Raw genomic sequence first — 26,697 nt, 5'->3', positions numbered from 1 at the left:
TAAACAACACAGTTTATAACATACAATCTAGAGAGAGAATTTTCTATGAGTGCAGACACCATTAGTGTATATTTTTACCATATACTCGATTAAAATTTCATCAATTATTATCGCTATCTCCAGCTGTCAGCAAAGGTTCGTACATCATAATCGCATGGTTATCCGTCACCCATTCATCCCTTACGAGCTGCCCTTCTCGATTCTTCACCCTCCGGTGAATGTCATTATGCCGGACATAGCCCCCCCAGTATTCTCTTGTAATTCTGTGGCTCTTCTCATAAATTTCGTAGCTATGAAGATTGGGACTAAGTGCGCGCCATTCACCAACTAAATGGGTATCCGAAACATGGATCGTCAGCTGATACGGTTCTTGTGTCTCGTTCCGAATTTGCAAATCCAAGTAGTTATAATAACACGTTGCCCCGCTCCCAAAAGGCTGAGATCTCCCCGCATCTGGAAATACATCATAGCTGTGACGATACCTTTCCGTTACCGTAAGCGGCGTATGCAGCGTCATCCAATAGATCAAATTCGAAAGCTGGCATAAACCGCCGCCAACACCTGTCTTCACCTTTCCGTGAAAAAGCACCATACCATCGACATACCCCTTCCTACGGGGTGTGCTGCCAATTAAGCGCCAATATGAAAAAGTTTCACCAGGCTGAATGATCACACCATTCAACTGCTTCGCAGCAATTTTCAAATTGATTACTTTGTTGTGCTGAAGCCACATATCTACATCCTTCAACTGTCTTAGAAGAGGGGTACTGTGCGTGAACGCTAGTTGTGGGAGGATGTCACTCTGTTTATGAGTGGCGTACTTTTTGTCATCGAATAACCAGGCCAAATATCGTTTCAAACGATATGCTTTGATCCCTAGATAAATCCTTGCACGACTTCGGTGGATCGGTTTTAAGGGTTTACTCATACGATAAAAATCCCCTTTCTCATATCCTCTCCCCATCTTAATTTCAATATAATCCCAAGTCAACGGACCCAAAACCGATATCAAACTTAATCACGCCACTATCCCTAGCATTAGGTGAGTTTCTATATTTGCATCCAGAATTTGAGATTAAGGACTTCCGTGATGGCACTCGTTATATCGATTTTGCCTACATTAGACAAGGGCTGAAGCTTGCTATCGAAATTGATGGGTACAGCACACACGCCAGCCAGATCAGTCGCACGCAACTCTCAGATGGACTCATACGTCGGACCTGGCGCAGCCTCCACGCTGCTCTTTAAGGCCCTTTTCGGGCCTTATCCGCGCCCTCGGCGCCACACCCACTGCAATAGCGCCCAAAGGGGCAGCTATTTCCTCCTTTCACTCCCGGCGCAGCCACGCGCTGCACTTTAAAGCCCTTTTGGGGCCTTATCTGCGCCCACGAGCGCCGCTCTCACTACAATAGCGCCCAAAATAGGCGCTATTGCTCACGTTCTCGCCTGGCGCGGCCGGCACGCCACAAAAAACACCCAAAGCGCCAATGGCCTTGGGTGCTGCATCTCTTTTATGCGTTTTGCAAATACGATTCCATCGCTTTTGCGAGCTTTTTCATGCCCAGAACGGTAGTTTCTTTATCTGTATGCGTGTAGTTCAGGCGCATCGTGTTGTACTGTGGATTCTCCGCGTAGAACGTAGCGCCGGGAACAAAGGCAACGCCTTCTTTGACGGCGATTTTCAACAAATCCGCTGCGTTAATTTGCTCAGGAAGCTCCACCCAAATGAACATGCCGCCTTTTGGCTCTTCCCATTTCAGACCAGGCCAGTTCAGCTCCTTGAGAAGTCCTGACATGAACTTCATCCGATCTAGATACTGTTCACGGATTAAGGAAATGTGCGCGTCCAGATCAAAATGCTCAAGCAAGTGATACAGCGTTTGTTGATCAATTGTACTGGAGTGCAGATCCGCGGATTGCTTGAAGCGTGCAACTTGACGAATTAGCGACTCGTCGCCCATCACCCAACCTGTACGGAAAGCAGGAGCTACGGTTTTGGAGAAGGTGCTTGTGTAAACAACGTTTCCACCCTCCGCTTTTCCACCTAACGAGTAGACAGTCGGATAACTCTCGCTCTCGTCAAACTGGATTTCCCCGTATGGGTCATCTTCCAGAATAAGCACATCCGCGCCGCGGCAAATATCCAGCAAGCCTTGACGACGTTCCAAGCTCCATGCACGCCCCGCAGGGTTCGAGAAGGTTGGAATCACATAAACCATTTTCGGGTTATGCTTCGCAATTTTTGCTGCCAAATCATCAAGAATCATCCCGTCGCTATCGCTGTCAACGGAGTAGATCTTTGCGCCTTTGGCTTGGAACACTTGGATCGCGGCCAAATACGTTGGACTTTCAACGAGAATGACATCGCCTTCATCAATATATACGCGTGTTAAAAGGTCAATCGCTTGCTGCGAACCTGTCGTCAACAGCATCTCGTCTGGTGTAACCAGCATGTTCTTCGCTGCCATCCGCTTACATAAGGATTCACGCAAAGGCTTGTAGCCCTCTGTTAACCCGTACTGCAACGCAGACTTCCCGCCGCCAACAACTCTTGTGAACGCTTCGCTAACCGCGTCTAATGGGAAAAACTCTTCAGCAGGCAATCCGCCAGCAAAGGAAATAATCGAGCTCCCTTGAGTTAGCTTAAGAATTTCTCTTACTGCTGACGATGAGAAGCCTTCCAACGATTTAGAAAATCGATATTTCATACAGGGACGCATCCTTTCGCATTTGTAGAAAGCACCCCTCCTCGAATCTTGGAGGTGAGGTGCTTATCCGGGTTGCCATGAAAGCTAAGAGATTATTATATTAACGTAACGTTGCTTCTGTTACTTGTTGGGTTTTTGCGTTTCTCAATCAGTCTGTTCACAGCGTCTAGGTATGCCTTCGCGCTTGCTTCCAGAATGTCCGTAGAAATACCGCGCCCTTGAACGGAAATCGTGTCCTGTTTCAGAACAACATGAACTTCACCAAGCGCATCTTTCCCGTGGGAAACGGATTTGATGGAATAGTCGTCAAGCTCAACGTTTTCCTTCGTTGCTTTATCAATTGCGTTATAAATCGCGTCAACCGAACCGTTTCCTACCGCGCTTTCAGCCACTTCGCTGCCATCTTGGAAGCGAACATGAACCGTAGCAGTTGGCGTCATTTGGTTGCCGTAGGCAACTTGAAGCGTGCCCAGTGCGAAAATTTCCGGTGTCTCGATCAATTTTTCTTCGATCAAAGCACGAATATCTTCATCTTCTACCTGCTTCTTGCGATCTGCCAAATCCTTAAACTTGGCAAAAGCCACATTCACTTGCTCGTCGTTGAGCTCGTAGCCAAGATCAATGAGCTTCTCACGGAATGCGTGACGTCCGGAGTGTTTGCCCATCACGAGCTTACTTTCCTTCACGCCGATCGTTTCCGGAGACATAATCTCGTACGTTGTTTTCTCTTTGAGCATGCCATCTTGATGGATGCCTGACTCATGCGCGAAGGCGTTAGCGCCAACGATCGCCTTATTGCCAGGAACCACCATGCCAGTCAGCTTGCTAACTAGACGGCTGGTGCGGTAGATCTCGTTCAGCACAAGCGAAGTCTTCGCTTGGTAGAAGTCTTGGCGTGTTTCCAGCGCCATGACGACCTCTTCGATCGAGGTGTTCCCTGCGCGCTCGCCAATGCCATTGATGGTGCCTTCGATTTGATCGGCACCATTCAGAACAGCTGCGAGCGCGTTCGCAGTTGCCATGCCTAAGTCGTCATGGCAATGCGCGCTCAATTGAATTTTCTCAATGCCTGAGACTGTCTCTTTCAGCATTTTGAAAATATTCCCGTAGTCATACGGTGTCATATAACCAACTGTATCTGGAATATTCACGACAGAAGCGCCAGCGCGAATTGCCATGCTTGTTACTTCAGCGATAAAATCCAGCTCCGTACGTCCAGCATCTTCGAGTGAGAACTCGATTTTGCTGAAATACTTCTTCGCATATTTAATCGCTGCTTCAGCCGTTTCCAGCACTTGGTGCTTCTCCATCCGCAGCTTATGTTGACGGTGAATTGGAGATGTAGCAAGGAAAAGATGAATACATGGATCTTGTGCACCTTGAAGGGCTTCACGCACAGCCTCGATATCATTCTCTCTTGCACGGGACAAGCCGATAACAGAAGCGTTCTTAATCGCTCTAGCGACCGCATTCACACCAGCCAAGTCCCCTGGGGATGCCGCAGGAAAACCAGCCTCCATACGATCCACACCAAGCTTCTCTAACTGCAAGGCGATCTCAACCTTCTCCTGAGTGTTCAAGTTCACACCTGGTGACTGCTCACCATCACGAAGGGTTGTATCAAAAATGTAAATTTTACGCACCATGTCACCTCCCAAAAGTTTTCAATAGAAAACTTACTTCGTAAGCTTTTTCTAAGATATTTTTTCCAAGTCGTTATAGTATTCACAGGGAGCAATTGGGAAATTCTCCTCAATCACTCCCTGTGGAATGTACAGCCTATAAAATTCAATAATACCAAAGATTATTTTTTGATCCAGTGCATCATTTCACGCAATTGGGAACCAACAACCTCGATTGGGTGTTGAGCTTCGTTACGACGCGTTGCGTTCATGAATGCAAAGTTGGATTGGTTTTCCAAGATGAAATCGCGAGCGAATTTACCTTGTTGGATGTCGGAAAGAACTTCTTTCATCGCTTTTTTCGTTTCAGCTGTGATGATGCGAGGACCTGTTACATAGTCACCGTACTCAGCTGTGTTGGAGATGGAACTACGCATGGAAGCAAGTCCACCTTCGTACATCATATCAACGATCAATTTCAATTCGTGTAAGCACTCGAAGTAAGCCATTTCTGGTGCATAACCAGCTTCAACCAATGTTTCGAAACCAGCTTTAACTAGCTCAGAAGCACCGCCACAAAGAACAGCTTGCTCACCGAACAAATCAGTTTCTGTTTCTTCACGGAAAGAAGTTTCGATAACGCCTGCACGCGTACAGCCGATACCTTTTGCATAAGCAAGACCGATTGCTTTTGCATTGCCAGTCGCATCTTTCTCGATTGCGATCAAGCCAGGTACACCAAAGCCTTCAACGTACGTACGACGTACCATGTGACCAGGGGATTTAGGAGCTACCAAGAATACATCTGTACCTTCAGGAGCAACGATTTGTCCGAAATGGATGTTAAATCCGTGGGAGAACATGATAGCTGCGCCTTTTTTCATGTTCGGTTGAATGGACTCACGGTAAACGCGAGCTTGTGTTTCATCCGGCATAAGAATTTGGATAACATCAGCGCGACGTGCTGCTTCCTCTACAGATACAACTTCAAAACCATCGTTTTTAGCTGCGTTCCATGAACGGCCTTCACGAAGTCCGATAATAACGTTCAACCCACTGTCACGCAAGTTTTGTGCTTGTGCGTGCCCTTGGGAACCATAACCAACAACCGCAATCGTTTTACCTTTAAGTACCGCTAAGTCTGCATCTTTTTCATAGTAAGTAGTAACTGCCATTCGAATAAATCCTCCTTTGATATAATGAATCCGTTTTGTCTACCCCTTGAGTGGGTGTTTCAACGATTTACCGTGGTACTTCGCTGAAACCCCCACTCAAGGAGAAGTTATTGCTGGTAGAACACTTGGCTTTTCTTGGTAAAAATTTATTTAACCGAACCGCGAATCATCGCAGTAACGCCCGTACGGGAAAGCTCACGAATGCCATAAGGACGAAGCAATTCGACCATAGCATCTATTTTATCTGAATCTCCAACAACTTGCACAATCAATGAAGCAGGGCCAATATCGACAACTGCCGCGCGGAACGTTTCAACAATTCCTAGAATTTCAGGACGCATAATCGGTTCAGCATTTACTTTAATAAGTGCGAGTTCTCTAGCTACCATTGGATTGGAGCTCAAATCAATAACTTTGATAACGTCAATCAACTTGTACAATTGTTTGGAAATTTGCTCTAACGTGTTGTCGTCACCTGTGGTTACGATAACCATCCGGGAAAGTCCGTTTTCCTCGGACTCTCCTACGGTGATGCTTTCGATGTTAAAGCCGCGGCGTCCGAACAAACCAGAAACACGTTGCAGGACACCAGGCTGATTGTTTACGAGTACGGAAACTGTATGTTTAGTTGTCATTCCGAATCCCCCATTAACATGTCACTAATTGTATCGCCGGCTTTGACCATTGGGAACACGTTCTCACCCTTCGGTACGACGAAATCAATAACGACAGGCCCCGGTGTATCGAGGGCTTCCTGCCATGCTCTTCTTGCTTCTTCTTTCGTCGTTGCGCGCAAGCCTTTTACGCCGTAAGCTTCTGCAAGCTTCACGAAATCAGGGCTTCCTGCCAAGTCGATGTGACTATAACGATTTTCATAAATGATCTCTTGCCATTGGCGAACCATCCCAAGCACTTGGTTGTTGATAATAACAACTTTAACAGGAATGTTGTTGATCGCACAGATCGCAAGCTCTTGCGCACACATCTGAACGCCGCCGTCTCCATTGATGGAAACAACTAGTTTATCCGGGTTCCCCATTTGAGCGCCGATCGCCGAAGGGAATCCGAAGCCCATCGTTCCAAGTCCACCTGATGTTACTAGGGAGCGAGGGTTTTTGAATTTATAGAACTGCGCAGCCCACATTTGATGCTGACCAACGTCCGTTGTAATGATCGCTTCACCTTTCGTTGTTTCGCTGATCATTTCAATAACGTACTGCGGTTTAAGCTCAGTTTCAGTTTCACCGTATTTCAACGGGAACTTCTCTTTGCTTTCTTGCAGCTCAGCGATCCATGCTGCGTTATTCGCAGGCTTCGCTTTCGTATTCGCATACTCCAGAACGGCCTTCACATCACCAACGCATGGGATATCCGTTTTCACGTTCTTGCCAATTTCAGCTGGATCTACGTCGATATGAGCAATCACTTTTACCTTTGGTGCGAAACCATTCAAATTCATCGTCACCCGATCATCGAAACGGGAACCGATAGAAATCAATAGATCTGCATTCTGGATCGCTGTATTCGCTGTATACGTTCCGTGCATCCCTGGCATACCGAGCCATAGCTCGTGCGCACTTGGGAAGCCGCTTAATCCAAGCAAAGTCGTGGCTACTGGGATCTGTGTTTTATTTACAAATTCGATCAATTCATTGGAAGCATCCGCATAAACAACGCCGCCCCCTGCAATGATGACTGGACGTTCCGCCTCTTCGATGGCTTTGATCAGCTTATCAACTTGCAGCTTATTCGGTTGAACCGTAGGGTTGTAACCACGAATGCTTACATCCTTTGCAGGTTTAAATATCGTTTTATGAGCGGAGACATCCTTTGGTATGTCAATGAGAACCGGGCCCTTACGTCCTGAGTTCGCAATATGGAATGCTTCGTGAATGATACGCGGCAGGTCATTAACGTCTCTTACCAAGTAGCTGTGCTTCGTAATCGGCATTGTAATACCTGTAATGTCAGCCTCTTGGAAAGCATCCGTACCGATGAAGTTCGTTGCCACGTTACCTGTGATAACAACTAGAGGAACAGAATCCATATATGCTGTAGCAATACCTGTGACTAGATTCGTAGCCCCCGGTCCGGAAGTTGCGATACATACGCCAACTTTGCCAGTTGAACGAGCGTAGCCGTCAGCTGCGTGAATCGCGCCTTGCTCATGTCTAGTCAACAAGTGATTGAAATCATCAAAACCATGCATCGCATCATAGATGTACAATACAGCGCCGCCTGGATATCCAAAGACGCAGTCCACACCCTCCAGCAATAAGCTTCTTAGCAAAATCTCGGAGCCTGTAATCAGGTCTGGCTGCGTCAGCTTCTCAATTAGTTCTTCTTTAGAGCGTTTTGGTTCAGTTTGAACATTCATTGTGATCCTCCTCTCGAAAAGTCAATTCGTGTTATCGTCTACCATGCCATGAAAATAAGAAAAACCCCTATCATCCCGGACACGCACAAAACGTGTTCAACGGGACGAAAGGGGTTTAAGCTTCCGTGGTACCACCCAAATTTGCTATATGCCTCACAGCACATAACCTTAGCAGGAATGTTCATGAACGAACATTACCCTCAGCACGATAACGTGTGCTCTTCCGGTTCTCCCTACTACGTGCGGGTAATCCACATGTTTCAGGAAAACAGCTCCGAGGTGACTTCGTACTTAAGGGATTAAGGCGATGGTTTCAGCAAGTCCAACGCTCTCTGCGCATAAGTGCCCTTATTACTTCTTCCTCTTCATAGCGATTCATTCGTATGCTTCACCATATCAAATATGATTAAAGATTATTATATGCATCTGAAAGCCAATAGTCAATAGGTAGATCGAATAAAACATTGGAAAGTGAGAGAAGATAATACCAATTCTATGGAAAGTTCTGAGGAGGCTTACAATGAAAACGTCTCTGCAAGTCCCTTTCCCCATGACCACATCGCTGCAAGACAACGTCAAATGGCTTCAAGATCAATTAGGCAAAAGTTCCGACGTGTACTATCGACAATTAGAAATTGGCGTATATCCAGAAACGAATAGTGTTGCTTTATTTTACATCGATGGACTTGTCCAAAATGATATTTTGAATGAACACGTGTCAAAGCCTCTCCTCACCGCTCATGAGAATGTATCCTATTGGCAGCAGGATATTTGCTTCCACGATTTGTTGTGCCAGGCGATCACGATCAGCGAGCTAACCTTGAGTAAGGAAGGAACCGCTGTCCTCGCTGCCCTGCTAGGTGGAAATACCATCCTTATTGCGGATGGCTATGACGAGGTTATCATCGCTGGTACCTCAGGGTGGGACAAGAGAGCTATTGAAGAACCGCAAACGCAAACTGTAGTCCGTGGCCCAAAGGAAAGCTTTACAGAGGATATTCGCACGAACACCTCTTTAATACGGAGAAAAATTAGATCTCCTGATCTTCGATTTATCTCCTTGCGGATTGGCCGGTATACCCAAACCGAGGTCATCATTTGCTACTTGGAGGGTATTGCCGATGAACGGGTAGTCACTGAAGCCACATCACGATTAGAGAGAATTGATACGGACAGCATTCTAGAGAGCGGATTTATTGAGGAATATATCGAGGATGTCACCTACTCCCCGTTTCCTACAATCATGAATTCTGAACGACCTGATGCGATAGCCGCAGGTATTCTCGAAGGTCAGATTGCGATCCTTGTGGATGGCACTCCTTTCGTTTTACAAGCACCCGTCACCTTTTTCAGCTTCTTGAAATCGAGTGAGGATTACTATCAGCGTTTCGACATTGCAACGTTTATACGAGCTATTCGCTATATTTCCTTTTTCGTCTCGATGCTGCTTCCGTCCCTCTATATCGCTATTACGACGTTTCATCAGGAAATGCTGCCAACGACCTTGCTCATCTCCTTGGCTGCACAACGCGAAGGCGTTCCCTTCCCAGCCTTACTCGAAGCGCTTCTCATGGAAGTCACCTTCGAGGTACTTCGCGAAGCTGGTGTACGTATGCCACGCGTCATCGGATCCGCTATTTCGATCGTAGGAGCGCTTGTCCTTGGACAGGCGTCTGTTCAAGCAGGATTAGTTTCTGCTGCCATGGTTATCATCGTTTCCTTTACAGCGATTTCGAACTTCGTGACACCCGCACTGAATATGGCTGTTGCCGCCAGATTAATTCGCTTCGGGCTGATGTTGTTGGCAGGCTCATTTGGTTTATTCGGCATTCTGACAGGTTGTATGGCCATCTTGATTCATCTGGCTTCGCTGCGTTCTTTCGGTGTTCCCTATTTAACGCCTGTCGCACCACTCACTGTGAGTTCATTCAAGGACACATTGTTACGAGTGCCACGTTGGTTATTAGGTTTACGTCCCTTTACCCGGTCTAACACAACTAGAAATAAGCCCTATGATAAGCCTTCTCCACCTAGAAAAAATCGCTTCTAAGACATGCTCTGGGAGGATATCGACATGAATCAGAAGCTCAACCGTTACGTGTGTTTGATGATCCTCAGTTTATGCTGTTTACTGCTAACAGGCTGTTGGGATCGCAAAGAACTGAACCAACTTGCTATCACCTCAGCGACCGCCATCGATTGGGACGGGAAAGTGTGGACCGTATCTTATCAGGTGGTTATCCCACAATCTATCGCCAACCCGAATACAGGGGGAAGCCCTGGGCAGCAAGCACCTGTCATGGTTTTCTCTACAAGCGGCGGTTCAATCCGAGGGGCTGTACAGCAATCGAGTTTAGAGATGCCAAGATCTCTTTTTTTTGCACATAATCGTGTGATTGTCATCGGTGAAAAAGCGGCTAAAGAGGGCATTTCCCAGTTACTGGACGTCTACCTGCGCAATTCAGATTCACGCGAAACGGTAGGCATTTTAGTGACAACTGGAGAAGGGCGCAAGATTCTGGAGCAAATTGTTCCACTAGAGAAAGTGCCTGGAGCTGCCATTAAAAACATGATTCACAACGAGGCTAAGAATGGATCTAATTTCCAACAAGTTTCCATGTATCAAATGATGATGGGGATCGCAAGCGACGCTCCTTTCACACTTGTCCCCGAAATTGTGATCTCTGGTGAAGGTGAGAATACGACAATTGCCACTCTGAAGAAAACTTCCTTCACCAATAAGCTTAAGCTTGGCAGAATGGCTGTGTTCAAAAAAGATAAACTAATTGGCTGGTTTACAGCAGAACAAGAATATGGCATTAGTTGGATTCGGAATACCATTCATCACACGACCTTGTTCTTTGGTTGTACAGAAGGAAGCAAAGATATTAAAGCAGCACTGCGAATCGATCAGAGCAAAAGCAAATTGAAGCCTATCTTCTCTGAAGATGGCCATTTGGTTATGCATGTTGATGTGGATACAAGTGGTACCCTGAATGAGAATGGCTGTCCAAATGACCCTACGCAGCCTAAGGACTTGCATACCATGGAACGAATCGCAAGTGCCGAAATCACACGACTCATGACCGATGCCTTTCAAGTCGCTGTTAAGAACAATCTAGATATCTTTCATTTCGCGGATGTGATACATAAGCATAACCCCAAGGTTTGGAAACAGGTTAAACCCGATTGGGAGGAGCATTTCGCCAAACTTGAATTAGCAACTAACGTGAAAGTGAAGATTACAAGAATCGGTATGAGCGGTAAAGCTTTTAAGGAAATGTCCAAAGAAACAGGTGAGTGATCTGTTCTAGTTCACAGTGGAATGAGGTAGAGGGTCTTGGAAGAACGCATTACGAACTATCAACTCGTTGTTATGATTATCCTATTCGAAATCGGGAGCACTCCGCTATTCGCGCTAGGGAGCAGTGCGAAGCAGGACTCTTGGCTTGCCATGTTGGCTGCAGCAGCAGCTGGATTCTTCTTATTGTTAATGTTTGTATCCATTCAACGTCGAGCTCCTGAGCAGGATATTGTCAGACTCCTTCGAATCTGTTTCGGCAAAGTCGCCGGCAGTGTCCTCGGAGTTTCCTTTGCGATCTATTTTGCTTATGAGTCCATGAGAAATGTCCGTGATTTCGGGGAAATCTCGAATTTAACGTTACTGAACACTACACCTAAATATATCACCATGTTCATTATCCTATTGTTAGCCTCATACGCCATTATGATGGGGGTAGATACCCTATTTCGAGTGACAGAAACTCTGCTTCCTATCGTCGCAATCAGTTACGGCTTGCTTATTTTCCTCATTAGCATCGCTCATTTAATTCATTTCGATAATTTATTGCCCACCTTAGAAGATGGCTTTAAACCCGTCCTTCGAGCAGCTTTCCCGGACATGGTCTCCTTTCCTTTCGGGCAAACCATTATCTTCTTCATGGTTTGGCATATGCTGCCTGAACAAAAGAAGGTGAAAAAGCTAAGTCTTACGGCTTATACCATCGTCTCCCTCTTCTTGATCTTGATGAATATCATCAACATTACCGTACTCGGCACCACATTAGCTGCCAACAGCACTTTACCCTTCCTGCAAACTGTGCAGCTCATTGAGGTTGGCGATATTTTTGAACGCCTCGATGTTCTCGTCACGTTACTGCTCTTTCTTGGTCTGTTTGTCAAAATGACAACCTTCTTCTGGGGAGCTGTTTATGCTTTGGCACACATTTTCCCTTCCTTACGGAAAGCTACCTGGCTTGTTATTGTGGGCAGCCTGATCTTCATCACTTCATTCCTTGAACCCAACTATTCCGTACACGTTTGGCTAGGGCTTAAGTTTAGTGTGAAGCTTTACCCGCTATTTCAGGTGATCATTCCCCTACTCATGTTTATCGTGATCCGCTTTCGGAAGATTCCAGCTCCAAAGGCCACCTCAGACATCTGAGTCCTGCCGAAACTCTCCATAAGATGAAAAAAGAGCCTGCCCCCTGATGGGGACAAGCTCTTAGGCGCATCGCATCGCTTACGCGTTTACTTTCGCTTTTGCAGCTGTTGCCAAATCGTTGAACGCTTTGGAATCATTCACAGCTAGGTCAGCCAAGATTTTACGGTTAACTTCGATACCAGCCAATTTAAGGCCGTGCATCAATTTGCTGTAGCTCAAGCCGTTTTGACGAGCGCCTGCATTGATACGAGTAATCCAAAGTCTACGGAAGTTACGTTTTGTTTGACGACGGTCACGGTATGCATATACCAATGACTTCATTACTTGCTCTTTAGCTGTTTTAAATAAACGGTGTTTGGAACCGAAATAACCTTTTGCTAATTTCAAAATTTTCTTACGACGGTGAGCGCGAATAAATCCGCCCTTGACTCTTGCCATTGTGAACTACCTCCTGGGATATATAAATGATGTTCGAATTTTATGCTACGTTACAATTAACCTTTGATAAGGGACAGTTGTTGTTGCAAACGACGTACATCGCCAGGAGCCATTGTTGGGTTCGTGGACAATACGCGTTTTTGCTTGGATGATTTACCAGAAAGCAAGTGGTTCTTACCTTGTTTGTATCTCATCACTTTGCCTGTGCCAGTGATTTTGAAACGGCCTTTCAGGCTGCTGTGTGTTTTCATTTTCGGCATGTTGTTGTTCCTCCTAATTTAGTATACTCGCCTAAGTTGTCGCTTTTGGCGTTAAGATCATGATCATGCTTCTTCCCTCAAGCTTAGGAGCACGCTCCTGTGAGGAGATTTCAGCAGTTTCTGTAGCAAGGCGCTCAAGCACTTTGCGACCAATCTCCGAGTGCGCAATTTCACGACCACGGAAACGAACGCTAGCTTTGACTTTATCGCCTTCACCAAGAAACTTAACTGCGTTGCGAAGCTTCGTTTGGAAGTCATGTTCATCGATCGTCGCACTCAGGCGAATTTCTTTGATATCCACAATCTTCTGATTCTTACGTGCTTCTTTTTCTTTCTTCTGCGTTTCATAACGGAACTTGCCGTAATCCATAATGCGGCAGACAGGCGGCTTCGCCGTCGGTGCAACGTTTACTAAATCAAGGTTCGCGTCAAGTGCAATTTGAAGAGCTTCGCGAATTGGTGTTATGCCAAGTTGTTCTCCGTCCGCCCCAATAAGGCGTACTTCCTTCACACGAATCTCGTCATTAATCATATGGTCTTTGCTAATCGTGTTCCACCTCCATAAAGTATGTAACTCTCTTCCAAATATAAAAAAGATGCGGGCACAGTGGGCCCACATCTTCATCAATAACAGGTTTAAGACAAACCTATTGAATGTACATGATGATTCATTCAAACCAGCCAACGTTGCGTTAGTCAGGTGAGAAGCGGGCGCTTCTGCTTTACTTGAAACATATTATCATCTCATTCTGGAAAAGTCAACTCACTTGTTTACTTTTCATTTCATCCAACCGGATTACACGCGTATGCTCTGTGTGACTCCATTGTTTGTTGTTTTGCGTGAAGAACGCATAGAACGTAATTGGCCACCAAGACAGCATGAAAATCGGGTAAAGCAACAAATATTTGTAGGTCTTCTTATGAGCCTTCTCAATCAGCATAGACATCGGAAGCAATACGTAGATGGCCAAGCTGAGTGAATTGATAACAGCCGGATTGACATGAACCAAAGCCGAATCAGCTGTCCCGTGTGATGTCATGGATTGGATCCATAGCATAACTGTTAGAATGGCACCAAAGAAGAAATTGTATACATTCGCGGAATAGATCGCCGCGTCAATTTTCATCCAGCTTCCCGTCTTAATCCCTTGCCATAGCAATGGGAAGAAGAAACGTTTGGCTACTTCAAAGTGACCTTGCATCCAACGTAGCCGCTGCTTAGCAGAAGCGTTGAAGGATAGCGGTTTCTCATCGTAAACCCTTGTATCGTAGTTGAACGTAGGTTTGATCCCCATTTGAATACATCTCATCGAGAACTCAAGATCCTCAACCAAGCTCGTTGCGCGCCAGCCAATTTGCTTTAACAGATTGGAGTCGAAGCACATGCCCGTACCGCCAAGGTAATTGGCTAGTCCCAGGTTGGATCTTGGGGTTTGAACAAAACGGTTCGCGTAGAAATAAGAGATAGCGAAAGACCCCGTAATCCATGAATCATTCGGATTTTTCGTATCTAGATAAGCTTGAATCACGCGGGAGCCTGAACACAGATCGTTATTCATGTGAATCAAATAATCTGGACTAACCAGGTTATCCGCATCGAACATTACGATACCGTCGTACTGACGCTCACGTTTCCATAACTCTTTGAGCATCCATTCAATCGCATACCCTTTCCCTCTAAGGTTCGGGTTATGGCGTTCCATCGCGTACACCCCGTGGTGACGGGCAATGTCAGCCGTGTTATCCGTACAGTTGTCACAAATCACGAAGATGTCATAGAGCTCTTTCGGATAATCTAAGGTCTTCAGGTTCTCAATCAAAGCACCGACAACTTGTTCCTCATTATGAGCGGCAACCAATACAGCAAACGATTTCTGTGGAGCATACATCTTTTTGTTTTTGGGACGATACCAACCAAAAAACGTTAAAAACAACTGATACGCGCCGATCAAAGCCAAGAATACTTGAACGGCAAGCATAATCTTGTCTAGCATGAAGCAAAGTCCCCCTTTTTTTGTGCACGTCAGCTATCTCTTTTTGTATGCCTAGTGCTTTTATGTACAGGTCATTCATGTTAACAGACTAACGGTGAAACAATCGTTTCTGATTTTCCTCTCTTTCCCCCTGTTTGTCAAAGTCTGCAAACTTCGAAAAAGCGTCAGTTCTTTGATATTTGGGAGGTTCGCACACGCCGAATACAGCATGCGCTTGAAATCGGGTCGAAAATGTCTTGTTTTCATCGTTTTTCATATATTGTGTACCAAAAGTTCACCATTTAGACGAACACTAGCTTTTCTATGTGGTGACGTCCTTATTATAAATTACTCAGCTATTCGCTGACAACTTTTGCTTAAATACCCTGTTAATGGATAGCTCTAACCACCATAACAATATTCGCATAACAAAGTCCTTAAGAGTCCGTCGTTCACAATTAGGATATATCAACCTAAGCTGTGGCGGGATATCCACTCCAAATTTCGGAAACACTAGCAAGAGATGCTACGAACTACGAACTTGCCTGAGCCAGGTCGAAGTTAATTGCCATCCTACCATACAAATGTTAACGCCAGATTAGTGCAACATTAAATTGAATTTATGAATATTTATCATCCAGTTAATCCTCCACTAATAAACCCTTCGTACAATAAGGATAGGGAGCAATTCCAAGTTAGAAGGAGGCGGTTACTCATGAGCAGCAAAGTTGTCCATTGGCTTCAAGATCATGAAACACGTCTATTCCACTTCGTCAATCAACGGATCCAGCATCATTTCCTCGATCAATTCTTTACGAAGTTCACCCATTTGGGCGGTGCCACAGCATCCATTATGATCTCTTTATGCTTGGCCTGTTTTGGGCAAGGCTCACTGCGTATAGCTGGATTTCAAGCACTGCTGGCTTTAGCCATCAGCCATATTCCTGTTGCCATTATGAAAAAGAGATACCCTAGACTTCGACCTTATCTTGTTCATCCTCAAACGATTACACATAAAAACCCTCTAACGGATCACTCCTTCCCCTCTGGACATACCACGGCTATTTTCTCGGTTATCGTCCCTATCGTATATGCTTTACCCATGCTAGGACTGCTACTAATCCCTCTTGCCTTCGTTGTCGGTATGTCGCGGATTTACTTGGGACTTCATTATCCATCCGATTGTATCGTAGGTTGCTTGATTGGAACGACGATATCCGTAGTGACAATCGCATTCTGGGGGTAGAACATGGAACAAGTATCGCGAAAAAGAAGAGTGCTTATCTTATCAGAAGGCTTTGGTGCCGGCCATACGCAAGCTGCTTACGCACTAGCCAGCAGCTTAGAACAGCGCTGCTCAACGATTGAAACCCGTGTTGTGGAGCTCGGCTCCTTTCTCCATCCCACGTTGGCACCTTGGATTCTCGGTGCTTATAAGAAAACAATTGCTGTGCAACCCAAATTGTATGGTCGCTTGTACCGGGCTCAATATCAAAAGTCACTTAATCCATTGACACAGCTCGCCCTTCACCGCATTTTCTATGCACAAACGGCAGCTATGATCAGACATTGGGCGCCGCAAGCCATCGTATGTACGCATCCTTTTCCCAGCGTGGTTGTTTCTCGACTCAAAAGAGCAGGACTGCATATCCCCCTATGCACCGTTATCACTGACTACGATGTTCATGGAACATGGGTCAGCCGTGAGGTGAATAAATACATGGTGTCTTCCGAAGATGTGAAACATAAACTTATCGTACATGGCATCGCTGCCGCGCATGTCGAAATCACGGGAATCCCGGTGCATCCCAGCTTCCGAGAAGTCCATGATCGGACATTGATTCGACAGCAATTCCATCTCTCATCGAGACCTACTGTAATGGTTATGGGCGGAGGTTGGGGGCTTATCGGCGGCGATTCATTGAGCGAGCATTTACTAACGTGGAGAGACCGAATTCAGTTTATTTTCTGCTTAGGACATAACCATAAGGCGATTTCGAAGCTAGCGGCAGACCCGCGATATCAGCATCCCCATATTCACCTGCTCGGATTTACACAAGAGATTGGCAAGTTAATGGAAGTTTCAGACCTGCTCGTTACGAAGCCAGGGGGAATGACGTGTTCAGAAGGACTGGCCAAATCGATTCCCATGTTATTCTATGATCCCATTCCAGGCCAAGAGGAAGAAAACGTACATTATTTTACTAGACATGGCTTCGGAGAATCGATCCAGTCAGCGGATACGATCTCTCATTGGTTGTCCATGCTGGCTAGCCGCTATGCGGATGTTCAGGCCAAGCGCGTTTCTAATCAACATAGAAAGAGTCACCTGCCAGCGGGTGATGGTTCAGAAGTCATTCTCCAACTGTTAGGATGAGAAAACAGACTATCCTTGCTGCTCATTCGCAACATGGATTAGTCTGTTTTTGTTAGAAGCCTATTCAGCTGATTCTTTCGATTCAGAAGCAAGTGCGGATGCAGCGGCTTGCTTCAACTGCTCTTGATGTGTTGACAATGCTTCTTGTCCAATCACAACTTCAAGGCGGTGAATATTCATGCCTTGTCCAGCGAATTTCGTTTCGTACTCCGTCATCACATGATCCGGATGAATGCCATCCACGTGAAGATTCAGCGAAATATTGCGCATTCTTAGACCCATATCCGCAAAAGAATTCAATGAAAATTCAAATAAGGATTGTGAATCGGTTTTCAAATGAATTTCGCCCTTGTCGTTCAGAATTTGTTGATATTTGGCAACAAAACCTGGATGAGTTAGACGTCTGCGCGCATGCTTCTTCTTAGGCCACGGATCGCTAAAGTTCAAGTAAACGCGCTCTAGCTCACCTTCAGCAAATGCTTCTTCAATATGCTCGATATTGAACAACATCAGCCTTAAGTTTGGAATGCTAAGCACCGCATCTTCTTCATTCTCAACGGTAATTTCATGGGCAACCTTAGCTTTCTCACTTGCCTTGCGGATCAATTCATCATACATATCCACACCGATGAAATTGATATTCGGATATTTCTTACTCATTTCACTAATAAAGCGCCCTTTGCCCATTCCTAGCTCGGCATGAATCGGGTTAGTGTTTCCGAACAACTCGGACCATTTGCCCTTATAATCCTTGGCATTTAATACAACGAGTTCTTTTTGACGTTCTATATCTTCTCTGATACCTTTTCTACCCCGTAAACGCATTCTTCATTTGCCTCCTACACGTACATGCTTTCGAATACAAATCATAGACGATTCTATAAAAAAAATCAAAACTTTCCTCTAGTAGATAAATGGAAGAATGAAAGAAAACACCTTCCGGAATGGAAGGTGCTTCGCTCTTAGAAGATGTTTATTTATAGCTTTCGTCTTTTCTTCTATTATTGCTTCGTAGACCAGCTAGGCCCAATAAACCTACTAGACCTAACCAACCCCAATTCATGCCTCTATCCGTATTTGTCGTGGAATAAGCACGATAAGAAGTACCATAAGTGCTTGGTGGTGTTGTTGCAATGCTTTTCGTACTCATTCTATTAACCATGTTTGCGCTGCGATCGACACCCCGCTCAACCGCATTGGCACCGCGTTCGACACCTCTCTCAACCGCGTTAGCCCCTTTTTCAACTGGATTCGTTCCATATCCATTCATATGGTCCATAACACCAGTGCCTCTCCCAGCTGTTCCATAGCCAGAATACGTGTTTGGGGTCGTTAGATTCCCATTGTAGACGCCGTTCGTTCCATTTCCGCTAAAATTACTGACGCCTGTCCCAAGCCCCATTCCGGGTGAAGTGGCATCGTAGTTACTTCCTGTATAGCCCGTTGATGTCGTAGTCCCCGTTGCTCCAGTTCCCAATGTCCCAATTGGTGATCCCGTTCCGACCGCATTTCCAGTATCCATATGAGTTGCCTGAACACCTGCTGCCCCCATAGTTAAAGCTGTTGTCAATGCTACTGCCAAAGTTATCGTACGAAACTTTTTCATGTAGTCCATTTCCCCTCTCAGCTCGTAATTGTGGTGCAAAGTTATCATGCTCGTAGTTGAGGGGTTTTATCGGGGAACTTGTTGGAAAGGCAGGGGTCGCTTTCATGCGTAAATTTCGCTACAATATAGGTTGGAAGAAAGCGAAGCAACAGAAAGAAAGGATACATGTCCTATGTCTACAATGATCCAGGAATCACCTCAGCTTTGGGGCGATAAACGTTTCCATACATGGAATTATGAAATGCGCGATGCGTTTGGAGGGAAAGTTTTCAAAGTCATGCTTGATGCTGGCTTCACCTGCCCGAACCGCGATGGCAAAATTGCAACAGGCGGATGCACCTTCTGCAGTGCACGTGGATCAGGAGATTTCGCTGGAAGTCGCCGCGACGATCTTGTCACACAATTTAATAAGATCCGCGATCTTCAGCATCAAAAATGGCCCGAGGCCAACTATATCGGCTATTTCCAAGCCTATACGAATACTTACGCGCCGGTTGAGGAGTTGCGGGAGTATTATGAAGAGATTTTGAAGCAGCCTGGTGTTGTCGGCTTGTCTATCGCCACGCGGCCAGATTGCTTGCCAGATGATGTCATTGAATATCTAGCTGAATTGAATCAGCGCACTTATTTATGGGTAGAAATGGGTCTACAAACCGTCCATGAATCCACTTCGGTGCTCATCAATCGTGCCCATGATACGCAATGTTATCTGGATGCTGTAGCTAAATTGCGCAAACATAATATTCGCGTGTGTGCGCACATTATTTATGGCTTACCTGGAGAAACCCATGAGATGATGCTGGATACAGGGAAAGCTGTCGCTCAGATGGATGTGCAGGGCATCAAGATTCATTTGCTTCATCTCATGCGCAAAACACCAATGGTGAAACAATACGAAGCTGGTTTGTTACAATTCTTGGAGAAAGATGAGTATGTGAAGCTGATCGTGGATACATTGGAGATATTGCCGCCAGAGATGATCGTTCATCGACTCACGGGAGATGCCCCGCGGGATCTACTAATTGGACCGATGTGGAGTCTTAAGAAGTGGGAAGTGTTGAACGCTTTTGATAAATTGCTCACGGAGCGGAATACATGGCAAGGAAAGTATTGGGCGGGAAAAGAAAGTGCTGAAGGCGTTACTGCCCGCTAGCCATGCGTGAAACCAGCTTGAGAATCTTATTGATTGTGAAACCGAATAGAAGAACCATGTTTCGCAACTTGGCGCTTAAGTGAATTTTGTACAATTAGCGTCTCTCGTTCCTTATTTCCTGGGAAATTGTCGAGAAATGCGTTAGCAAGCAATCATTGGAGGCTCTCAACACATGGGATTTGTTTCAGTTCTAAGTTATGTACACCAGCTAATCGGGCAGCGCGTCGGGCCTGGTGATACTGTTATTGATGCCACGCTTGGCACTGGCGTAGACGCCTTGTTTATGGCTAAGCTCGTCGGCGCTCGGGGAAGCGTCTACGGCTTCGATATCCAGCAGGCTGCGCTGGATCAAACGCAGCAGCGTCTGGCGAAAGAGCTGCCAGACGCCCAAGTGCACATGAGCCTATGCAGCCATGCGCTCATGGAAGCGGCAGTGCCGCAAGACCGCCACGGCAAGGTCGCCGCGGTCACTTTCAATCTCGGCTATCTGCCAGGAGCCGATACAGCCATCATCACGGAGCAGGCATCGACGATTCCTGCTCTTGAAGCTGCCCTCCGCCTGCTGCGCAAAGGCGGAATCGTGACCATCGTGCTGTACAGCGGCCACGATGGCGGGTCTGAAGAAGCCGCAGCGGTTGAGCGCTGGGCGGAGTGCTTGCCGCTCGCAGCGTTTCAGGTGCTGCGGTATCAATTTGCCAATCGCAGCGCCTCCGCGCCGTATCTCTTGGCTCTAGAAAAAAGATAGTCACATGATATAATGCTAGAGTGGTATAAATGACAGAATGATAGAATAGACTAGGGGAAAGTAGGGATTGTTTTGAAATCATACCCGCTACAATTTCAACCTGAAATGAAAGAACGTGTTTGGGGAGGCAGAGCGCTCGAACGATTCGGCTTTAAGCTGCCGGAAGGCGCCATTGGCGAAGGCTGGATGATCGGCGATCACCCGAACGGAACAACGAAAGTCATCAACGGCGAATTAGCTGGCTTAGGTCTAGACGAAATTCGTGAAAAGTACGGTAAAACATTATTCGGGACCAAAGGTTTTTCCGAAAAAAATGGCCGTTTTCCACTATTAATTAAATTGCTAGATTGTGAAGACGATCTATCTGTTCAGGTTCATCCCAATGATCACTACGAGAACCTCGCGGCTGGTGAACTTGGCAAAACAGAAATGTGGTATATTCTCGATGCTAAGCCAGGCGCTAAAATTATATATGGCATGAAAGACGGCGTAACACGGGAAAGCCTTGCAGAAGCGATTGCGGAGAACCGCATTATGGATTGTTTGCAAGAAGTACCTGTTGAAGCTGGAGATTCCTTCTACATACCAGCTGGAACGGTTCACGCGCTTGGCGCGGGTGTACTAGTAGCCGAAATTCAACAAAATTCGGATACAACGTACCGGTTGTATGATTACAACCGTCCAGGCTTAGATGGTAAAATGCGTGAGCTTCACATCGAGGATTCCCTCAATGTCATCGCGTATGAAGGATCAGGCTCCACGCGTATGAAGACAGATTTAGCGGAAGCTGGTACTTGGCTGACACTCGCGTCCTCTCCTTTTTTCACCGTGGAAAAAGGCCTTGTAGGACCGCAATGGGAACTCACGACAACACCAGATAGCTTCGTGATCCTTGTGATTGCAGACGGCAATGGGACGCTGCAATGGGCAGACGGTCAAATCGCGACCAAGCCAGGTGACTGTTTCTTGCTTCCAGCTGATCTGGGCAGCTACTCACTTGAGGGCAACATGACAGTGATTCGCAGTTATTTGCCTTAGTAGATATTCGTTATCTAAAAATAAAAAAAAGCTCTCTGATAGCCGCGATTGACGGGCACTGTCAGAGAGCTTTTATATTTATGCTAACCTTCTTCCGAAAGGCTGCTTTCTTTAAGGATTACGTCATGTGCTCCGCCCTCAACTAGGCTTGTTGCGGATACGAGAGCAATTCTCGCATTTGCTTTGAGCTCGTCCAGCGTCAAGGAACCACAGTTGCACATGGTAGATTTAATTTTACCTAGCGTCTTGTCCAAGTTTTCTTGCAGACTTCCCGCATAAGGAACGTAGGAATCCACACCTTCTTCGAACAAGAGCTTACTCTTGCCACCAGTGTCATAACGCTGCCAGTTACGGGCACGATTGGAGCCTTCGCCCCAGTACTCTTTCACGAAGTTGTTACCCACTTTAAGTTTTCTAGTTGGGCTCTCATCGAAACGTGCAAAATATCTGCCCAACATAACGAAGTCAGCACCCATCGCCAAAGCAAGGGTTACGTGGTAGTCGTGTACGATACCACCATCGGAGCAAATCGGAATATACGTACCCGTTTCTCTAAAGTACTCATCTCTCGCTTCAACAACCTCCATCACAGAGGAAGCTTGGCCGCGGCCAATACCCTTTTGTTCTCGCGTAATACAGATGGAACCGCCGCCGATCCCTACTTTAATAAAGTCAGCACCTGACTCAACCAGGTAGCGGAAACCTTCGCGATCAACAACGTTACCCGCACCAATTTTCACATCAAAATTCTGTTTCACATACTGCACAGTCTCATGCTGCCATTCGCTGTAACCGTCAGAGGAATCGATTACGAGAATGTCTACGCCCGCTTCAACAAGCGCAGGAACTCTCTCCGTATAATCCTTCGTGTTGATCCCAGCGCCGACAATGTAACTCTTATTCTTATCAAGTAGTTCCATCGGGTTCTCTTTGTGCTCATCATAATCTTTGCGGAAAACAAGCGTATCTAGATTCCCGTTGTCATCCACAATCGGCAAGCAGTTCAGCTTATGATCCCAGATTAGGTTGTTAGCTTCCGAGAGCGAAATACCGGATTTACCATAAATTAATTTCTCAAAAGGTGTCATGAACTCCGAAATTGCACGATCTAACGGATCGCGGCTCTTGCGGTAGTCACGGCCTGTTACGATCCCCAGCAATTTTCCGTTCGCTGTGCCATCATCAGTGATCGCAACGGTTGAGTGTCCTGTCTCTTCTTTCAAAGCTAGCACATCACTAAGTGACTGCTCAGGTTTCAGGTTAGAGCGGCTTACAACGAAACCAGCCTTGTACCCTTTTACCTTACGCACCATCTGTGCTTGCTCTTCAATCGACTGAGAGCCGAAAATAAACGAAATCCCGCCACTACGCGCCAGTGCAATAGCCATTCCATCATCGGATACGGCTTGCATGACAGCGGAGGAAAACGGGATATTCAGTGAGATTGCTGGTTCCTCACCCTTATTAAATTTGACTAAAGGTGTCTTCAACTTTACATTTGCAGGTGTGCAAGCCTTCGTCGTTAGATTAGGAATCAACAGAAACTCACTAAACGTACGCGATGGTTCCATATAATACGTAGCCACTTTACAATTTCCTCCTAAAATAGGGATCTTTGAGCGCAGCTCAAAGTCTCGCCTTTGATTGATCCATAGGTAAATTTTTATAATCTTATCACTGAACCTTGCCTGTGGTCAATGGATTTTTTAGGGAAATGTTCAGTAGGCTACGAGGTGTCGTTATTTCTTCCAAATTTGGGGTTCAGAGCCCTTACTCGAATATTCAATATACGACGGTGAAATGTCCATCACCACATAGTTAGGATCGTGCGGCCCGTCAAACCATTCTTTCATTTCATCGGTCCATAGCTTCTCCCGAATTGCATTGTCCGAAGAGATCTTTGCCGTAGCTTGGATTTGCAAAATGTTCGGCGTAGACTTGCCGTCATATCCTACTAGAATATGCACGTGGGGATTTTCTTGGAGTTCCTCAACTTTATCTGTCTTCTTACTTGTCGTTAAATAAATCTCCAGCCCATCATGAAACAAAGCCATATAACGCACCTTCGGCTTGTTACCGTCAATCGTCGCAAAGGAGCACACCTGATTAGCGTCCAGCACTTGAATGATTTGCTCTTCGAGTTGTGTTTTTTTCGTTTCGATCATAGTTAGCTCTCCTCTCAGTCTCAAACTGCTTTAACTACCCTAGATTACCCATATGGGCGCGTGTTCAATCGTTTTATGCGAAAAAAATCCCCCTCACGCTAGGCGTGAAGGGGATTTGGGGGTTAAATCGTTGCCAGCTGCTGCAGCGGCATCGTGTAGTAGGACGCCGGCTTCTGCGCGTCCGGCGGGAAGTGCACGACAAGCAGCTCCTTGCTGCTTTCGTCGATATGGCCACTTTGCAGATACGTCTGCAAAGCGAACGGTAACACCTCAAGCATAGCATGCTTGTGGAGATCTTTCTCATTGATGCGGAGGCTCTGGAAGTCTCCGCTGACGAGCTCAGGCTGCTCCGCAATCAGCTTGAGGTACGCATTCTGTTCGGACTTCTCCAAGGTGAAGTCCCACCAGATTTTACGCGGCTTATATTTGTGGCCGAGGAAGTAATCGAGCTTCATCAAGCCTTCGATGATATGCATCTTTGACGTGCCGCGATGCAGCAGGAACTCGCGTAAGCGAGTGAACAGATCCTCAAGCTGATGCCCGATCTTCTGCCAGCCGCGGCCTTCCCAGAAGTCGCCGAACTCTTGAAAGAAATCGAACGCCGATGCGAATTCGTTGGCGATTAAGTGCTTCACCGTGTGATCCATGCGGTGAGCGTTCCAATATTTCTCAAGCACATCTTCCACGCGCTTGATGCGAATCAAGTCGGTGAATGGAAGGATGTCGTTGCCGAGAATCTCATAAGGCGCGTGATCCATATAAATATAGCCATATTTATGAGCATCGTTACGCATGCCTGTGCCGCGCAGCATTTTGAGAAAGCCAAGTTGCAATTCTTCCGGACCTAGCTCGAAAACATCGTTAAACGTCTTACGGAACGAGTTATAATCCTCTTCCGGAAGCCCCGCAATTAGATCGAGATGCTGATCGATTTTGAGGCTGTTTTTCACCTTAGACACGGTGCGACTCAGCTTGAAGAAGTTCTGTCTTCGCTGCACGAGGTCATTCGTCGTGTCATTCGTCGATTGCACACCGATCTCGAAACGGAACGTACCTGGAGGGGCATTTTCAGCCAGATAATCAAGCACTTCCGGTCGCATAATGTCCGCCGTAATCTCGAATTGGAACACGGTTCCACGGTGATTTTGGATAAGGAATTCAAAGATTTCCATTGCGTAGTCCCGTTTAATATTAAACGTACGATCCACGAATTTGATCAGCTTTGCGCCAGAGTCGATGAGGTACAGCAGATCCGCCTTGGTTCGCTCCATGTCAAAATACCGCACCCCCACCTCGATACTCGATAGGCAGAACTGGCAGGAGAACGGGCAACCGCGGCTCGTCTCGAAGTAGACAACACGGTTCGCTAGGCTCGGAAGATCCTCCTTGAAACGATGCGGGGACGGGATATCATCCAGCTTCAGCTTTGGTCTGCCCGGCATAAGGATCACTTCTTGCTCCTTGCGGTAGGCAACGCCATAGACGAAGTGGTATTTGCGGGTTGTTGAGATCTCGGTCAGCAGTTGGTGGAATGTCTCTTCCCCTTCGCCCATGACGATGAAATCAACCTCGGGAATGCGCTCCATCCAGTAGTCTGTGTCGTAAGAAACCTCGGGTCCGCCAAGGACGATGAGGATTTCGGGTCTGATTTTTTTGATCATTTTGATAATGTGAATTGTCTCTTCGATGTTCCATATATAACAGGAGAAGCCCAGTACATCCGGTGCCTTCTGATAAATGTCGGAGACGACATTCATGACGGGATCTTTAATCGTATATTCAGATATCTCAACATCAAAATCCTTCTCGCAGAACGCTTTCAGATAGCGCAAAGCCAAGGATGTATGAATGAATTTGGCGTTCAGTGTGGATACAAGTACTTTCATATGAAAAAAACCTCGTTCTATTCTGGGTTATCGTGCCTTCTAATTCTACACGAAAACCGCGGAAATACAAAGGTAAGCCCTCCCATACGGGACAGTAAAACAAAAAACATTAAAGAACCATGTCGTCGTCCAGATGGGGGACTTCATAGGGGAATTGCAGGTAAGAGGCTTCTTCGATGGCGTTTTTCCAGCGTTCGGCGTGGGAGTAAAGCTGCTGCTCGACTTCTTGGATTCTCTGACTGATTTCGCCGGCCGATTCCACCGGTTCACGTTGCAGCGCTTGTTGTAGCGTACTGCGTTCTTCGAACCATTGCGTTAATTGGTATAAAAGCATAGGAAACCACCTCTCACACGTAGGATATGTACGTGCTAGTGTTCCCTGATTTGCGGAGGCGTATTCGGGTGGGGGGGCAGCACGTCCGTCATTGTAATTACACCACTGGATAAATACAGTGAAAACCCACAAATAGAGTGCTTACCATGCCCTATACATTGGATTTATCCAGTAGATGAGCTCAATTTGGGCAGAAAAAGTAGTATTTTGAGGGATTTGAATGGATTCCTCCAATCAAACACAAATTCTGGCTACTTTTCAGTGCGTTCTATTGGATTTATCCAATGAGGAGCGGTTGGGGGACAGTTTGTTGTTGGTGGGGAGCTGGGTTGGTGGGTTGGTGGTTGGTGTGTTGATGCGTTGGTGGTTGGTGGTTGGTGGGTTGGTGGGTTGGTG

At 46.3% G+C, this 26,697-nt stretch carries 24 protein-coding genes and 1 other annotated feature; of the genes, 8 read left to right on the top strand and 16 right to left on the bottom strand.

Annotated elements, in window-relative coordinates; genetic code table 11:
- Positions 1–100: 100 nt before the first annotated feature.
- The 6 genes from L6I86_RS28880 to ilvB all read right to left on the bottom strand — a co-directional run bounded on the left by L6I86_RS28880 (position 101) and on the right by ilvB (position 7,882).
- On the bottom strand, positions 101–928 hold the full coding sequence (locus L6I86_RS28880; protein WP_236291910.1) for a VanW family protein: 828 nt from the start codon (positions 926–928) through the stop codon (positions 101–103).
- A gap of 583 nt (positions 929–1,511) precedes the next feature.
- Positions 1,512–2,708: an aminotransferase-like domain-containing protein gene (locus tag L6I86_RS28875; RefSeq protein ID WP_056609114.1), complete on the bottom strand. Its 1,197-nt coding sequence runs from the start codon at positions 2,706–2,708 to the stop codon at positions 1,512–1,514.
- A 95-nt stretch (positions 2,709–2,803) separates the two neighbouring features.
- Complete coding sequence (locus tag L6I86_RS28870) at positions 2,804–4,351, bottom strand: 2-isopropylmalate synthase (RefSeq protein WP_236291909.1); 1,548 nt, start codon at positions 4,349–4,351, stop codon at positions 2,804–2,806.
- A gap of 161 nt (positions 4,352–4,512) precedes the next feature.
- On the bottom strand, positions 4,513–5,505 hold the full coding sequence (gene ilvC, locus L6I86_RS28865; protein WP_236291908.1) for a ketol-acid reductoisomerase: 993 nt from the start codon (positions 5,503–5,505) through the stop codon (positions 4,513–4,515).
- A 146-nt stretch (positions 5,506–5,651) separates the two neighbouring features.
- The gene (gene ilvN, locus L6I86_RS28860) at positions 5,652–6,140 is read right to left on the bottom strand and encodes an acetolactate synthase small subunit (protein WP_173110574.1); all 489 of its coding nucleotides are present in this window, start codon (positions 6,138–6,140) and stop codon (positions 5,652–5,654) included.
- Positions 6,137–7,882: a biosynthetic-type acetolactate synthase large subunit gene (gene ilvB / locus L6I86_RS28855; protein WP_236291907.1), complete on the bottom strand. Its 1,746-nt coding sequence runs from the start codon at positions 7,880–7,882 to the stop codon at positions 6,137–6,139. The genes ilvN and ilvB overlap by 4 nt, the downstream gene beginning before the upstream one ends.
- Before the next feature lie 520 nt (positions 7,883–8,402).
- Here ilvB and L6I86_RS28850 point away from each other — a divergent pair.
- The 3 genes from L6I86_RS28850 to L6I86_RS28840 are packed head-to-tail and all read left to right on the top strand — an operon-like array spanning position 8,403 to position 12,326.
- Positions 8,403–9,932, top strand: a complete 1,530-nt coding sequence (locus tag L6I86_RS28850; RefSeq protein WP_056609105.1) for a spore germination protein — start codon at positions 8,403–8,405, stop codon at positions 9,930–9,932.
- A gap of 24 nt (positions 9,933–9,956) precedes the next feature.
- Entirely contained in the window at positions 9,957–11,186 is a 1,230-nt protein-coding gene (locus L6I86_RS28845; RefSeq protein ID WP_236291906.1) for a Ger(x)C family spore germination protein, read from the top strand.
- A gap of 36 nt (positions 11,187–11,222) precedes the next feature.
- Entirely contained in the window at positions 11,223–12,326 is a 1,104-nt protein-coding gene (locus L6I86_RS28840; RefSeq protein ID WP_236291905.1) for a GerAB/ArcD/ProY family transporter, read from the top strand.
- A gap of 78 nt (positions 12,327–12,404) precedes the next feature.
- Here L6I86_RS28840 and rplT read toward each other — a convergent pair whose 3' ends face one another.
- The 4 genes from rplT to L6I86_RS28820 all read right to left on the bottom strand — a co-directional run bounded on the left by rplT (position 12,405) and on the right by L6I86_RS28820 (position 15,018).
- Complete coding sequence (gene rplT, locus L6I86_RS28835; RefSeq protein WP_028553998.1) at positions 12,405–12,764, bottom strand: 50S ribosomal protein L20; 360 nt, start codon at positions 12,762–12,764, stop codon at positions 12,405–12,407.
- 56 nt (positions 12,765–12,820) lie between these two features.
- Positions 12,821–13,024: a 50S ribosomal protein L35 gene (gene rpmI / locus L6I86_RS28830; protein WP_028553997.1), complete on the bottom strand. Its 204-nt coding sequence runs from the start codon at positions 13,022–13,024 to the stop codon at positions 12,821–12,823.
- A 31-nt stretch (positions 13,025–13,055) separates the two neighbouring features.
- A complete protein-coding gene (gene infC / locus L6I86_RS28825; protein ID WP_056609101.1) occupies positions 13,056–13,556 on the bottom strand; it encodes a translation initiation factor IF-3 in 501 nt (166 codons plus the stop codon).
- A 52-nt stretch (positions 13,557–13,608) separates the two neighbouring features.
- Positions 13,609–13,753 (bottom strand) — a sequence feature (ribosomal protein L20 leader region).
- 29 nt (positions 13,754–13,782) lie between these two features.
- Complete coding sequence (locus tag L6I86_RS28820; protein WP_236291904.1) at positions 13,783–15,018, bottom strand: glycosyltransferase family 2 protein; 1,236 nt, start codon at positions 15,016–15,018, stop codon at positions 13,783–13,785.
- A 694-nt stretch (positions 15,019–15,712) separates the two neighbouring features.
- On the opposite strand from L6I86_RS28820, the gene L6I86_RS28815 reads away from it, so the two are divergent.
- Together L6I86_RS28815 and L6I86_RS28810 are read left to right on the top strand one after the other, a co-directional pair.
- Positions 15,713–16,243, top strand: a complete 531-nt coding sequence (locus tag L6I86_RS28815) for a phosphatase PAP2 family protein (RefSeq protein WP_056609098.1) — start codon at positions 15,713–15,715, stop codon at positions 16,241–16,243.
- A gap of 3 nt (positions 16,244–16,246) precedes the next feature.
- The gene (locus L6I86_RS28810; protein WP_236291903.1) at positions 16,247–17,374 is read left to right on the top strand and encodes an MGDG synthase family glycosyltransferase; all 1,128 of its coding nucleotides are present in this window, start codon (positions 16,247–16,249) and stop codon (positions 17,372–17,374) included.
- A 60-nt stretch (positions 17,375–17,434) separates the two neighbouring features.
- Here L6I86_RS28810 and trmB read toward each other — a convergent pair whose 3' ends face one another.
- A complete protein-coding gene (gene trmB, locus L6I86_RS28805; RefSeq protein ID WP_236291902.1) occupies positions 17,435–18,199 on the bottom strand; it encodes a tRNA (guanosine(46)-N7)-methyltransferase TrmB in 765 nt (254 codons plus the stop codon).
- A 148-nt stretch (positions 18,200–18,347) separates the two neighbouring features.
- Positions 18,348–18,980 carry a WGxxGxxG family protein gene (locus L6I86_RS28800; protein ID WP_236291901.1) on the bottom strand — a complete coding sequence of 211 codons (633 nt, stop codon included), beginning with the start codon at positions 18,978–18,980 and terminating at the stop codon, positions 18,348–18,350.
- Between the two features lie 172 nt (positions 18,981–19,152).
- Here L6I86_RS28800 and mnmL point away from each other — a divergent pair, with 172 nt between their 5' ends.
- The 3 genes from mnmL (at position 19,153) to L6I86_RS28785 (ending at position 21,916) form a co-directional block, all read left to right on the top strand.
- Positions 19,153–20,133, top strand: a complete 981-nt coding sequence (gene mnmL / locus L6I86_RS28795; RefSeq protein WP_236291900.1) for a tRNA modification radical SAM protein MnmL/YtqA — start codon at positions 19,153–19,155, stop codon at positions 20,131–20,133.
- Between the two features lie 172 nt (positions 20,134–20,305).
- Positions 20,306–20,878, top strand: coding sequence for a tRNA 5-(aminomethyl)-2-thiouridylate-methyltransferase MnmM (gene mnmM / locus L6I86_RS28790; protein ID WP_236291899.1), 573 nt, complete (start codon positions 20,306–20,308; stop codon positions 20,876–20,878).
- A gap of 72 nt (positions 20,879–20,950) precedes the next feature.
- Complete coding sequence (locus L6I86_RS28785) at positions 20,951–21,916, top strand: type I phosphomannose isomerase catalytic subunit (protein WP_276574909.1); 966 nt, start codon at positions 20,951–20,953, stop codon at positions 21,914–21,916.
- Positions 21,917–21,999: 83 nt separating this feature from the next.
- Here the strand turns inward: L6I86_RS28785 and L6I86_RS28780 are convergent, their stop codons facing one another.
- The 4 genes from L6I86_RS28780 to L6I86_RS28765 all read right to left on the bottom strand — a co-directional run bounded on the left by L6I86_RS28780 (position 22,000) and on the right by L6I86_RS28765 (position 26,301).
- The gene (locus L6I86_RS28780; RefSeq protein WP_056609087.1) at positions 22,000–23,502 is read right to left on the bottom strand and encodes an IMP dehydrogenase; all 1,503 of its coding nucleotides are present in this window, start codon (positions 23,500–23,502) and stop codon (positions 22,000–22,002) included.
- Between the two features lie 153 nt (positions 23,503–23,655).
- The gene (locus L6I86_RS28775) at positions 23,656–24,081 is read right to left on the bottom strand and encodes a pyridoxamine 5'-phosphate oxidase family protein (protein WP_236291897.1); all 426 of its coding nucleotides are present in this window, start codon (positions 24,079–24,081) and stop codon (positions 23,656–23,658) included.
- Positions 24,082–24,203: 122 nt separating this feature from the next.
- Positions 24,204–25,967, bottom strand: coding sequence for a B12-binding domain-containing radical SAM protein (locus L6I86_RS28770; RefSeq protein WP_236291896.1), 1,764 nt, complete (start codon positions 25,965–25,967; stop codon positions 24,204–24,206).
- Between the two features lie 109 nt (positions 25,968–26,076).
- Positions 26,077–26,301, bottom strand: a complete 225-nt coding sequence (locus L6I86_RS28765) for a hypothetical protein (RefSeq protein ID WP_056609081.1) — start codon at positions 26,299–26,301, stop codon at positions 26,077–26,079.
- Between the last annotated feature and the right edge of the window lie 396 nt (positions 26,302–26,697).

The sequence above is a fragment of the Paenibacillus allorhizoplanae genome, assembly GCF_927798215.1.
Lineage (GTDB): Bacteria > Bacillota > Bacilli > Paenibacillales > NBRC-103111 > Paenibacillus_E > Paenibacillus_E allorhizoplanae.
The sequence above is the reverse complement of the archived record's forward strand: the minus strand, read 5'-3'. Positions and strand labels throughout refer to the sequence as shown.